The sequence below is a fragment of the Microbacterium sp. ARD31 genome (genome assembly GCF_031844425.1).
The window spans coordinates 1-12,073 of record NZ_JAUZVE010000071.1; the positions used below are offsets into that span (position 1 = coordinate 1).

13 protein-coding genes and 1 pseudogene are annotated in these 12,073 nt (G+C 74.4%); all 14 read right to left on the reverse strand.

Annotation, left to right across the window (positions count from 1 at the left end):
• Positions 1–451 (reverse strand): annotated as a pseudogene (locus Q9S36_RS47550) (catalase-peroxidase); the annotation flags it as partial.
• Positions 452–479: 28 nt separating this feature from the next.
• Positions 480–914: a Fur family transcriptional regulator gene (locus Q9S36_RS47555; RefSeq protein ID WP_311291729.1), complete on the reverse strand. Its 435-nt coding sequence runs from the start codon at positions 912–914 to the stop codon at positions 480–482.
• A 114-nt stretch (positions 915–1,028) separates the two neighbouring features.
• Positions 1,029–1,589, reverse strand: a complete 561-nt coding sequence (locus Q9S36_RS47560) for a GNAT family protein (RefSeq protein WP_311291730.1) — start codon at positions 1,587–1,589, stop codon at positions 1,029–1,031.
• 40 nt (positions 1,590–1,629) lie between these two features.
• The gene (locus Q9S36_RS47565; RefSeq protein WP_311291731.1) at positions 1,630–2,592 is read right to left on the reverse strand and encodes an SDR family NAD(P)-dependent oxidoreductase; all 963 of its coding nucleotides are present in this window, start codon (positions 2,590–2,592) and stop codon (positions 1,630–1,632) included.
• A gap of 2 nt (positions 2,593–2,594) precedes the next feature.
• Positions 2,595–3,464: an aldo/keto reductase gene (locus Q9S36_RS47570; protein WP_311291732.1), complete on the reverse strand. Its 870-nt coding sequence runs from the start codon at positions 3,462–3,464 to the stop codon at positions 2,595–2,597.
• Positions 3,465–3,474: 10 nt separating this feature from the next.
• Positions 3,475–4,113, reverse strand: coding sequence for a response regulator transcription factor (locus tag Q9S36_RS47575; protein WP_311291733.1), 639 nt, complete (start codon positions 4,111–4,113; stop codon positions 3,475–3,477).
• Positions 4,110–5,393, reverse strand: a complete 1,284-nt coding sequence (locus tag Q9S36_RS47580) for a sensor histidine kinase (protein WP_311291734.1) — start codon at positions 5,391–5,393, stop codon at positions 4,110–4,112. The genes Q9S36_RS47575 and Q9S36_RS47580 overlap by 4 nt, the downstream gene beginning before the upstream one ends.
• Positions 5,394–5,427: 34 nt before the next feature.
• The gene (locus tag Q9S36_RS47585; protein ID WP_311291735.1) at positions 5,428–5,865 is read right to left on the reverse strand and encodes a hypothetical protein; all 438 of its coding nucleotides are present in this window, start codon (positions 5,863–5,865) and stop codon (positions 5,428–5,430) included.
• A 94-nt stretch (positions 5,866–5,959) separates the two neighbouring features.
• Positions 5,960–7,414, reverse strand: coding sequence for an LLM class flavin-dependent oxidoreductase (locus Q9S36_RS47590; protein WP_311291736.1), 1,455 nt, complete (start codon positions 7,412–7,414; stop codon positions 5,960–5,962).
• Positions 7,415–7,442: 28 nt separating this feature from the next.
• Positions 7,443–7,889 (reverse strand): BLUF domain-containing protein, encoded by a 447-nt coding sequence (locus Q9S36_RS47595; RefSeq protein WP_311291737.1) that lies wholly within the window; start codon positions 7,887–7,889, stop codon positions 7,443–7,445.
• A gap of 72 nt (positions 7,890–7,961) precedes the next feature.
• The gene (locus Q9S36_RS47600; protein WP_311291738.1) at positions 7,962–8,273 is read right to left on the reverse strand and encodes a hypothetical protein; all 312 of its coding nucleotides are present in this window, start codon (positions 8,271–8,273) and stop codon (positions 7,962–7,964) included.
• Between the two features lie 67 nt (positions 8,274–8,340).
• The gene (locus Q9S36_RS47605) at positions 8,341–10,488 is read right to left on the reverse strand and encodes a xanthine dehydrogenase family protein molybdopterin-binding subunit (protein WP_311291739.1); all 2,148 of its coding nucleotides are present in this window, start codon (positions 10,486–10,488) and stop codon (positions 8,341–8,343) included.
• A complete protein-coding gene (locus Q9S36_RS47610) occupies positions 10,485–11,471 on the reverse strand; it encodes a xanthine dehydrogenase family protein subunit M (RefSeq protein ID WP_311291740.1) in 987 nt (328 codons plus the stop codon). The genes Q9S36_RS47605 and Q9S36_RS47610 overlap by 4 nt, the downstream gene beginning before the upstream one ends.
• Positions 11,468–11,995, reverse strand: a complete 528-nt coding sequence (locus Q9S36_RS47615; protein ID WP_311291741.1) for a 2Fe-2S iron-sulfur cluster-binding protein — start codon at positions 11,993–11,995, stop codon at positions 11,468–11,470. The genes Q9S36_RS47610 and Q9S36_RS47615 overlap by 4 nt, the downstream gene beginning before the upstream one ends.
• Positions 11,996–12,073: the final 78 nt, after the last annotated feature.

The following is a 12,073-nucleotide window of genomic DNA, read 5'->3' on the forward strand; positions in this document are numbered from 1 at the left end:
AGCGCTGCGAGCCCTCACCGGCGCCGCCGCGGCCGTCGAAGATCCGGTAGGTGCCGGCGGCGTGCCAGCTCATCCGGATGAAGAGGCCGCCGTAGTGGCCGAAGTCGGCGGGCCACCAGTCCTGCGAGGTGTTGAGGACCGAGACGATGTCGCGGCGCAGCTCGGAGAGGTCGAGCTTCTTGAACTCCTCCGAGTAGTCGAAGTCCGGGCCGAGGGGGTTGCTCTTGGAGGACTGCGACCGCAGGGGGGACAGGTCGAGGCTGTTGGGCCACCAGTCCTTGTTGGTGCGCGGACGGTGTCCGGTGTCCGGGGTCGGCGAGTCGATCACCGGGTTCTCACTCTCGCTCCCCTGTGCGGTCGCGGAGTCGTGCATCACGGGGCACCCGGACTCGGCCTTGCGGTCCACCCCCTGGGGGCTCTCGGGTGCGGGGTTGTCCTGGCTGTCGGTCATGGCTTTCCTTCCGGGATGGCGATCGGTGTCACGAGCGGGTGGAGGAGCGGGTGGAGCAGGCGGAGCAGGTGCCCCAGTAGGTCACCTCGGCCTCGTCGATGACGAAGCCGTGGGAGTCGGAGGCGGTGAGGCACGGGGTGTGGCCGACCGCGCAGTCGACGTCGGCGACCGCACCGCAGGAGCGGCACACGACGTGGTGGTGGTTGTCGCCGACGCGCAGCTCGTAGCGCGCGACGGAGCCGGCCGGCTGGATGCGGCGCACGATCCCGGCGTCGGTGAGCGCGCCGAGGACGTCGTACACGGCCTGGTGGGAGACGGTCGGCTCCTCGGCCCGGACGGCGGTGAGCACGCTGCCGGTGTCGGCGTGCGGCTGCCGTCGTACGGCACGCAGGACGGCCAGTCGCGGCCGGGTGACCCGCAGGTCCGCGGCGCGGAGCAGGCGCTCGAACTCGTTGTCCTCCATCACCGCCACCCTGCCCCCTTTTCTTGAACCAGTCAAGTTTGTCGCGGGGCCGATTCGTCGGTATCTAGGGACGTCCTGGTCGTTCCTGGACCCCTCCGGGCTACCAGAACGTCCCTAGATACCCGGGTGGGGGCGCGGCGGGAGGCCGTCCCACTCGCGGGCGAGCAGGGACCACACCTCGAGGTCCTGGCGCTCCTCGCGCACCGGGAAGGCCTCGCGCAGCGTGCCCTCGTGCGTGAACCCGAGCCGCTGCGCCACCCGGCGGCTCGGCTCGTTGCCGGAGGCGCACTTCCACTCGACGCGGTGGACGTCCCGCTCGACGAAGGCCCAGTCGAGCATGGCGGCGACCGCACGCGTCACGATGCCGCGGCCGCGGGCGGGCGCGGCGAGCAGGACCCCGATCTCCGCGGTCCGCGTGCGGGCGTTGAAGCTCGGCACCAGGGTGGCACCGACCAGCTCGTCGCGGACCCGGATGCCGTGGATGCGGCGGCCCTCGGCACGCGACTTCGCGAAGCCCTCGAGGAAGCCGCGCGCGGCGTCGGCCTGCTCGAACCCCTCCCACGGCAGCCACTCGTAGAAGTCGGCGCCGTGCGCCCGCATCATCGCGGCGAGCTCCTCGGCGTGCCAGGGCTCGAGGTCGGTCAGCGTGGCGTCGTCGATCTGCAGGCTCAGCACGCGCGCCACCCTATGCGGCTCCCGGTCCGGGGTGGGGCGGTCAGGTGAGGTCGGTAACCTGCCGCAGCCAGGCCCAAGCCCGGTCGCGGGTCGCCCGGTCCGGGCGCGTCGCGGGGAGCAGGCTGGTCGGACGCTCGACGCGGTCGTGCCAGAACCGACCGGTGGGCGGCGGTGGCTCGACCGCCGCGAGCCACACGCTGGTGTCCGCACCCTGCCGGTCGTCGCGCAGCACCGGCCGGGTGAGCGTCCGGAACCGCGGCAGCGACTCCTGCACGCCGGGGGTGTCGGCCCAACCCGGGTGCAGGGTGGCGACCGTGATGCCGTCGGCCGCCCAGCGTTCGGCGAGGAGCGGCGCCATCTCGACCTGCCACCGCTTGGAGCGGGCGTACGCCGTCGTGGGCGAGTAGTCGTCGCGCACGAGCTCCGGGTCGTCGGCCCGCAGGCGCTGGGCGTACATGCCGCCGCTGCTCACCAGGACCACGCGGCCGCCGGCGAGGACGCCGCGCAACGCCTCGGTCATCACGACCGGGCCCACGAGGTGCACGGCCATGCTGAGCTCGTGCCCCTGCGGGGACTCGGTGCGGGTGGGTGGCATCACCCCGGCGTTGTGGACGACGGCGTGCAGCTGGGCGACCTCCGCGGCGAACGCCCGCGCGAAGCGACGTACGTCGTCGAGGTCGGCCACGTCGCACCGCCACAGCCGCAGCTCCGACCCGGGCCGCGCGGCCCGGATCCGGCCGGCGACGGCCGCCCCCTTGGCCTCGTCGCGGACGAGCAGGTGGACGGTCGCCCCGAGGTCCGCGAGGCCCTCGACGGTCGCTGTGCCCAGGCCCGAGCTGGCACCGGTGACGAGCACCTGCCGTCCGGCGAGCACCCCGGGCCGCGGGTCGGGCGGCCAACCCGGGAGGGCGCGACGGACCGCGAGCCCGATCGTGGTGTAGCCCAGGACCACGGAGCGGTCCAGCGCGGCGTCGACCGCACGGGCCACCAGCGGGCGGGCCACGGTCAGCTCGCGTCGAGGGCGGCCAGCTCGTCGGCCGTGAGCTCGAGGTCCGCGGCGGCGGCCGAGTCGGTGATCGACGACGGGCGCTTCGCGCCGGGGATCGGGATCACGACGGGCGACTGGGCCAGCTCCCACGCGAGCGCGACCTGCTGGGCGCTCACCCCGCGCTCCTCGGCGATCCGCGCGAAGGCCGGGTGCTTCCCGGCGAGCTCCTTGGCGTCGGACAGGCCGCCGAGCGGGCTCCACGGCAGGAAGGCCAGCCCGAGCTCCTCGCACACGTCGATCTCGGGGCGCGAGCTGCGGAAGGCCGGCGAGAACTGGTTCTGCACGCTGACCAGGCGGTCGCCGAGCACCGCGTGCGCGTCGCGGATCTGCTGCGGGTCCGCGTTGGAGAGGCCGACGTGGGCGACCTTGCCGCTGTCGGCGATCTCCTTGATCGTGCCGATCACCTCGTCGTAGGGGACCTTCGGGTCGGGCCGGTGGTGCTGCCAGAGCGAGAGCTGCTCGACCCCGAGCCGCTGGAGGCTGTCGTCGACCGCCCGGCGCAGGTGGTCGGCCGAGCTGTCGGTCTCCCACCGGCCGCCGTCGGTGCGGACGTGCCCGCCCTTGGTGGCGAGGAAGACCCGGTCACGGACGCCGAGCTCGTCGAGGATCGAGGCGATCAGGCGCTCGTTCTCGCCCTGCGCGTCGGCTCCCTTCTCGTCGCCGGGGCCGTAGGCGTCCGCGGTGTCGAACAGGGTCACACCGGCGTCGAGGGCGGCAGTGACGGTGTCGAGGAGCTGCTGGCGCGGCTGGGTGCCGGTCTGGTCGAAGGTCATCAGGCCCAGGCCGATGGCGCCGACCTGGGTGGTTCCGAGAGTGCGTGTCTTCATACGAGCGACACTACGAGGGGTCCACCAACCCGTGGCGCTGCGCCCACAGCGCCGCCTGCGTCCGGTCGGCGACGCCGATGCGCTGGTATGCGGAGGTGAGGTGCGCCTTCACGGTGCGCTCGGTGACCCCGAGCCGCTGGGCGATCTGCTTGTTGAGCAGGCCCTCGACCACGAGACGCAGCACCTCGGCCTCGCGGGGCGACAGCTCGGCCACGGCCCCGCCGCCCTGGGCGACCGCCCGCGCACCGAGCAGGTGTCGCGCCGCCCGGGGGTCGATCGGCGACTCCCCCCGGGCCACGGCACGGATCCCGTCGAGGAGGACGTCGGGCTCGGCGTCCTTGAGGAGGTAGCCCACCGCACCGGCGTCGATGGCGGCGTGGATGCGCGCCTGGTCGGAGAAGGTCGTCAGGACCAGGACCTCGGCGCCGAGTCCCTCGCCCACGATCGTGCGCGTCGCCTCGACGCCGTCGACGTCGGGCATCTGGAGGTCCATCAGCGCGACGTCGGGGCGGTGCCGGCGTACCTGCTCGACGGCCTCCCTGCCGTTGGCCGCGACGCCCACCACCTCGAGGTCGTCCGTGGCCGCGATCAGGCCGGTGAGCCCGCTGCGCACGACGGCGTGGTCGTCGGCCACCACCACCCGGATCATCGGGCCGGCACCTCCATCCGGAGCGTGGTCCCCTCTCCGGGGGCCGACTCGGCCTCCAGCGTCCCGCCAGACTCGCGGACCAGGCCCTCGAGCGTGCGCAGGCCGAAGTGACCCTCCGCCGCGCCTGCCGAGGGCTCGAACCCGCGCCCGTCGTCGACGACCTCCACCACCAGCTGGCCCTCCTCACGGTGCACGGTGACCGAGACGCGCGAGGCGTCCGCATGGTGCACGACGTTGCGCACGCCCTCCTGGGCGACCCGCCAGGCGAGGGCGACCGCGTCCTCGCTCGCGGACTCCTCGCCGCTGACGTCGATGTCGACCGCGATCCCGGCCGCGGCGAGCGGGGCGACCACGTCGTGCAGCGCCGCGGCGAGCCCGCCCGTGTGCAGGTCGGGCGGGTAGATCTCGACAAGCAGCGAGCGCAGGGAGCGCATGCTCGTGCGCAGCGAGCGGCCCACCCCGTCGAGCTCCTCGCGGGTCGCCGCGTCGACCGCAGGTCGGGCGGCGACGGTCGAGAGGGCGTACGACGACCCGGCCAGGTCCTGCACGACGCCGTCGTGGAGGTCGCGGGCGATGCGGAGCCGCTCGGCGTCGGAGGCGCGCACCGCCGCCCGGAGCAGGTCCTCGCGCTCGCGTGCCCCGCGGTCGAGGCGGCGGGTGAGCAGCAGGACGAGCGGCGCCGTGAGGAGCATCAGGCCGACCAGCGCGCCGACGGAGATCGGCAGGAACCGGTCGAGGACCTCCTCGCGCTGCCGGTCGATCTGGTCGCTGGTGAAATAGGCCTCGAAGAGCAGCGGCTCGCCCTCGGGGGAGGTGATCCGCGTGTAGACCTCCAGCAGGTCGCCACCGAGCCCCCGCTCGAAGCGGTTCTCCGGCTTCGCGAGGTCGGAGAGCTCGGCGTCGGTGCCCCCGTCCTCGAGGGCCTCGAGCTCCTCGTCGTCGAGCGGGTAGCTGGCGCCGATGAGCTCGGTGCGGTCGCTGTAGAGCACGGTGCCGTCGGCGGCCCAGATCTTGATGCGGCGCACGTCGCCGACCAGCAGCCGGTCGAGCACGTGCTGGTCCATCCGGTCGATCGCGGACGCCCTGCCGTCGACCAGCCCGCGGGGGACGGCGGGCTGCGCCACCGACCGGCCCAGCACGGTCGTGAGGACGCGCGCGTCGTGGATCGCCTCCTCGTCGGCGGCGTCGCGGCTCAGGGCGCTGGTCGCCAGGACCACGATCGCGAGCGCGACGAGTCCCGCGGCCAGGAACTGCACCACGGGACTCGTCAGCCAGCGCACGGGACCTCCTCCGAGGTCGTCGGTCGTGATCGGATCAGAAGTTGACCACACCCCGGCACGTCTGACCGGCGTACGTCGCGCGGAACACGACCCGGTCGGTGCCGGCGAGGTCCACGATCCTGCGCTCGACCTCGAACGAGCCGCTGCGCGCGGTCGTGGTGGAGGTGCCGCGGGCGCTGACCGAGCCGTTGTGCCGCAGCGTCCAGGCCCAGGCCTGACCGGCCCGGTTGGTGTCGACCTCGCCCTCCACCTCGAGGCGGCCGTCGTCGGTCTTGACCTTGAGCTTCCAGCGGGCACCGGCCGAGCAGGAGCCGGTCGTGATGACGCGGTCGTCGTCATCGCCGGAGTGGAGCGTGGCTGCAGCCCCGCCGGCATGGGCGGGGGTGGCCGCGACGACGAGGGGCGCGAGGCCCAGGGCCGCGGCGGTGGCGATCCGGGAGAGCGGGTGGCGGGGGTTCGGGGTGGTCTTCATGGGGTCCTCCTCAGGTGAGGGCTCCAGCCTCACCCGGGACCGAGCGGCCCCGCGACCTGTCCGATGGTGCTAGTACCCCGGTCGGGACGTGCGCTCAGACGGTGAGCCCGGCCAGGTCGAGGACGTCCTCGGGCCGGTCGAGGTCCGGCGTGGCCAGGAAGACCGTGCGCACGCCCAGCCCGGCGAGGCGGGCCCAGCGGTCCCGGTGGTCGGCCACGGTCCCCGCGTGCGTGCGGGCGGCGTACGTCGCGGCGGCGGTGCGACCGCGGTGGCGCTCGACGCGCGCCCACACGTCGTCGCGGTCGCGGCCCACGACGGGCAGGTCGAGGACGGTGACCTCGACCTCGTCGCGGTCCCGGCCGACGTCGTCGCAGTGCGCGTGGAGCACGCCGACCAGGCGCCGCAGCTCGTCCTCGTCGGCGGTGCGCAGGTTGCAGGCGTCGCCGTGCCGGGCGGCGATGCGCAGCGTGCGCCGCTCGCCGGAGCCGCCGACGACGACGCGGACCGGCCCGGCGGGGCGCGGGTAGCAGGTGGTCTCGCTGAGGCTGACGCCGTGCGCGTCGTAGGCCTTCGTGCCGGGTGCCCACAGCGCGCGCATCGTGACGATCGACCGCTCGAGCAGGTCGAGCCGCTCGCGCGCGGACGGGAACCCGATGCCGTACGCCGTGTGCTCCCGCTCCCACCAGCCTGCGCCGATCCCGACGAAGGCGCGGCCGCCCGTGAGCGCCGACAAGGTGGCGGCGGCCTTGGCGGTGACACCGGCGGGCCGGAAGGTGACCGGCGTGCAGAGGGTGCCGAGCTCGAGGCCGGTGCCGAGCGCGGCGACCGCGCCCAGCGTCACCCACGGCTCGGGGATCGGCTCCCAGGCCCGGCCGACCTGCGGCACCTGCACGAGGTGGTCCATCAGCGCCAGCCCGGCGAAGCCCGCCTCGTCCGCGGCGCGGGCGATGCCGGCCAACCACGCCAGCGGGTCCTCGCCCCAGGGGAACCGCGAGACCTGCAGCACCGCGCGCAGGCCCAGGCTCGACGTGCGGTCCGGCGGTGGATCGGTCCGCGGTGCGGGCGCCGCCTCGACCCGGTCCGCCTCGACCGCGACGCGGACGACCAGGTCCCAGCCCTCGGCGTCGAGCAGGGCACCGACCTCCCGCACGGAGCGCAGCTGGCCCGCGAGGGCCGGGGCCGGGACCGGGCGGTCGCGGGCCGTGTTGCGGCGCCGGCACTCGGCGTCCGGGGTGTCGAGCAGGACCGCCACGGCCGGGAGCCCGGCCGTCCGGGCCGCGGCGAGCCAGGCCCGGCGACGGACCGCGTCGAGGCCGAGGGTGTCGACGACGGTGGTGAGCCTGCGGCCGAGGCGCGCGGCGACGACGGTCTCGAGCACCGCGAAGGCGTCGGCTGACGCGTCGAGGTCGTGCGGACCGCTGCCGACCACTCCGCGCAGCGCGTCGGAGGACACCACCTCCTGGTCGCGGAAGCGCGTCGCGGCCCACGTCGACTTGCCCGAGCCCGAGGCGCCGACCAGCACCACCAGGGCCGGGTCGGGGAGCCGCACGCCCCCAGTCTGGCGCACCGCGTCCTGCTCAGACAGCGGTGGCGCGGAACCTCTCGAGCAGCTCGAAGGCCGACTCCTGGTGCGTGTCGAGGTCGCGGCCCACGGAGTGCCGCACGAACGCGGTGTAGCCCGCGGTGTCGGCGATCTCGCGCGCGGTCAGGTGACGGAAGCCCATCGACCAGGTGGCGAACGCGCGGTCGTCGCGCCCGCGCCGCTCCAGCAGGCGTACGTCGGTGTGGCGCGGGTCGTCGGCGATCGTCCAGAACAGCGAGTCGACCGTCTCCGGCTCCCCCTCGAGCGTCTGGATCACGTTGCCGCCGCTGTAGAGCAGCAGCCCCGAGACGCCGAGCCGCTCGTTCTTGCGGCGGGTGTGCTCGACCAGCTCGACGAGCTCGTCGATGGAGAACAGCTCGCGCGCCGAGCTGGTGTAGGTGAGCGTCAGCACGGGCGAGGCGGGCAGGGTCTGGGTCGTCATCTCGCTCGCACCCTAGGTGACGCGCCAGCGCGACGGCTCACCCGAAGGGCTCTGCCCGCTCCCGGGCCGGAGTCAGTCGACGTCGATGGTCCCGACCCACCGCTCGCCCGCGTCGCCGCCCCAGGCGTCCCACGCGACGCGCCCCGGGGAGGGGAAGCCGTCGCCGCCCCGGGTGAAGCCCTCGGCGTCCTTGTCGACGGTGTGCCGCGCGAAGTAGGCCTGCATCTTCTTCACGTCGGCGTCGCTGACGTCGGCACCCTTGGCGAGCTGGTGGGCACGCTGGCAGCCGACGTCGGTGAAGCCCTTGCCGGCCCTGCCGTCCTCGATCCACCGCACGGCGCGCTGCGCCGCCTCCTGCACGTCCTTCGGCGGCTGGTGGGGCACGGCTCCTCCTGAGGCTGGGCGGCTGGCGCGGACGACCCCACGCTAGGCAGGGCGGCCGGCCTCCACCTCACCCCGGCGAGGGCGCCTCCCAGGCGGCGAAGAGCCGGTCGGGCGTGAAGGGGAGGTCGCGCAGGCGCGTGCCCGTCGCGTTGAAGACGGCGTTGCCGATCGCGGCCGGGACCCCGACGATGCCGAGCTCGCCGATGCCCTTCGCGCCGGTCCGCCCGAACCACGGGTCGTGCTCCTCCAGGGTCACCGCCTCCAGGTCGACGACGTCCGCGTGCGCCGCGACGTGGTACCCGGCGAGGTCGCCGTTGACGACGTGGCCGAAACGTCCGTCGAGGAATCCCTCCTCGTGGAGCGCCGCGGACAGGCCCATCGTCATGCCCCCGATCAGCTGGCTGCGCGCGGTGCGCGGGTTGATGATCCGGCCCGCGGCGAAGACGCCGAGCATCCGGTCGACGCGCACCTCACCGGTCACCGTGCTCACCCGGACCTGTGCGAAGTGGGCACCGAAGGAGTGCCGAGAGTAGCCGCGCGCCCCCCGCGGGAGCCGGCCCGTGGCGGTCTCGTGCGCACCCTCGCGCGGGGACTCGCCATGCCGCCGGCGGAACCTCGTGGCGGCCGCGACCACGGCATCGCCCCAGTCGTAGGTCCCGACCGAGCCGCCGGCCATGATCGCCCACGGCAGCCCGGTGTGCCCGATCTCGGCGTCCACCAGGTCGACGGGCACGCCGAGGGTGTCGGCGGCGATCTGCGGGAGGATCGTCCAGGTGCCGGTGCCGATGTCGCTGGCCTGCAGCTCCACCGTCCAGCGGCCACCGGAGTAGCGGATGCCGGCCCGGTTCGGCACGAAGTGCTGGTTCGGGTACGCCGCGCTCGCGACGCCGAGCCCGACCCGCCACTCGCCGTCGCGGTGCTCACCCGGCGGCGTGCGGTCGGCCCAGCCGAACCTGGCGGCGCCCTCGGTGAGGCAGCCGACGAGGTCGCGGGTGCTGAACGGCTTCCCGCTCTCGGGGTCGCGCGCGGGCTCGTTGCGCACACGCAGCTCGACGGGATCGACGCCGGTCGCGACCGCGAGCTCGTCGAGGGCGGTCTCGAGGGCGAACATCCCGGTGAACTCGCCGGGAGCGCGCATGAACATGCCGGGCGCGGCGTCCTGGCGGACCGCGTGGTGGACGGTGCGCAGGTGCGGGACGTCGTACATCATGCGGGTGGCGGACACGGTCTGGTCGACGTAGGTCTTGACCCGCGCGGTCGGCGACCAGCTCTGGTGGTCGAGGGCGATGAGCCGGCCCTCGGTGTCGGCGGACACGCGCACCCGCTGGGCGCTCGCCGGGCGGTGGCCCACGCTGCGGAACATCTGCTGGCGGGTCATCGCGAACTTCACCGGCCGGCCGGGCAGCAGGCGGGCGGCCATCGCGACCAGGACGAGGTGGGGGTGCGGCCAGCCCTTGGTGCCGAACGAGCCGCCGACATAGGGCGAGACGACCTCGAGCTGGGCGGGCAGCAGGCCGAGCACCGGACCCAGCAGCGCGCCGAGGAGGCCGGTGCCCTGGTTGGTGTCGTAGAGCGTGAGGCGGGTGGCGCGGGGGTCGAGCGCCGACGCGTCGTGCCAGATCGCGGTGACCGCGTGCGGCTCGATCGGGGAGTGGAACTCCATCGGCGTCGTGTACTCGGCATCGACCCGGATGCCCTCGCGCAGGCCCGCGTCGACGTCGCCCCGCTCGTGCGCGCCGGGCCGGAAGGCGTTGACCCGACGCGGCTCGTAGGACCGCGGGTCGTCGATCCCGAAGCCGAGCTCGGCCGGCTGCTCGTCGTACTCGATGCGGACCAGTCCGGCCGCCTCGCGGGCGACCTGCGGGGAGTCTGCGACGACGGCGCCGACGAGCTCGCCGCGGTAGGACACCTCGGTCGACTGGAGGATGGTCAGCGCGCTGTCGGTCCGCACCCGGATGCGCGGCGCGTTCTCGTGAGTGAGGACGAGACGTACGCCGGGCAGCGCCCGTGCCGCCGCTGCGTCGATGCGGGTGATGCGCCCGCGCGCGATGGTGGAGACCAACGCGAAGAGGTGGGCGGGGTCCTCGACCGGATGCTCGTAGGCGTAGGGGGCGGTGCCGGTGACCTTCAGCGGGGCGTCGACGCGCATCCGGTCGGCGCCGATCGCGGCGACCGGAGGCGCCGCGGCCGTGCCGGGCGCCGCGGTGGTGGTCATGCCGCGCTCCCCTCGGCGAGGCGGGCGAGGGTGTCGACCACCGTGTTGCGCACCAGCGGGACCTTGAACGCGTTGTGGGGTCCGGGCCGCGCGGCCTCGAGCTCGGCCTCGATCGCCGCCCGGAGCTCGGCCTCGGTGGCGGGCCGCCCGCGCAGCGCGTCCTCGGCGGCCCGCGCCCGGTGCGGACGGTGGGACACGCCGCCGAGCGCGAGGCGGACGTCGCGCACGACGCCGTCCTCGACGTCGAGGGCGGCCGCGACCGACACCAGCGCGAAGGCGTACGACGCCCGCTCGCGCACCTTGCGGTAGCGCGACCGGACTGCCATGGCGAGCGGCGGCAGCTCCACGGCGAGCACCAGCTCTCCTGGCTCGAGGGTGGTGTCGAGGTCGGGCCGATCGCCCGGCAGCCGGTGCAGCTCCCCGAACGGGATGCGTCGCTCGCCCGCGGGCCCGGCCACCACCACCTCCGCGTCGAGGGCGGCCAGGGGGACGCACAGGTCGGACGGATGCACCGCGACGCAGTGCTCCGAGGTGCCGAGGAGCGCGTTGTAGCGGCCGAAGCCCTCGAGAGCGGAGCAGCCGGCGCCGGGCTCGCGCTTGTTGCAGGGCGTGGTGAGGTCCTGGAAGTAGACGCAGCGCGTGCGCTGCAGCAGGTTGCCGCCGGTGGTGGCCATGTTGCGCAGCTGCCCGGACGCGCCGGCGACCAGCGCCTGGGTGACGAACGGGTAGCGGGTGCGCACCAGCGGGTGGGCGGCGAGGTCGCTGTTGCGGACCCCGGCGCCGATGACCAGCCCGCCGTCATCCCGCTCGGTCACCTCGTCCAGCGGCAGGCGCGAGATGTCGACCAGCCGGTCGGCCTCCCGGATGCCGAGGCGGAGGTGGTCGACCAGGTTGGTGCCGCCGGCGAGGAACACCCCGCCGTCCGCGGCGAGCGCGAGGGCGTCGTCGACGGTGGTGGCGCGCTCGTAGGCGAAGGGCTTCACGCCGCACCTCCGGCCGCGACGTCCTGGATGGCGGCGACGATGTTGACGTAGGCGCCGCACCGGCAGAGGTTGCCCGACATCCGCTCGCGCACCTCCTCGTCGGTGAGGTCGACCTCGGTCACCGTGACGTCGCGGCTGACGTGGCTCGGCATCCCGGCGCGTGCCTCCTGCAGCATCGCCACGGCCGAGCAGACCTGGCCGGGGGTGCAGTAGCCGCACTGGAGCGCGTCCCGGTCGGCGAAGGCCTGCTGCATGGGGCCGAGCCGGTCGACGGTGCCGAGGCCTGCCGCGGTGGTCACCTCCGCACCGTCGTACGACGCCGCGAGCGCCAGGCAGGAGACGATGCGCCTCCCGTCGGCGATCACCGTGCACGCCCCGCACTGCCCGTGGTCGCAGCCCTTCTTCACCGACGTCACGGCGAGCTCGTCGCGCAGGGCGTCCAGCACGGTGACCCGCGGGTCGAGGTCGAGCTCGCGATCGGTGCCGTCGACGGTGAGCCTGACGCTCACTCGGTGTCCTGCCATCGGCCGTTCCTCTCCGGGGGATCCGTCGGGTGCGACCACGGTAGAGGGACGGTGGTGACTTATCAACTGTCTGGTTAG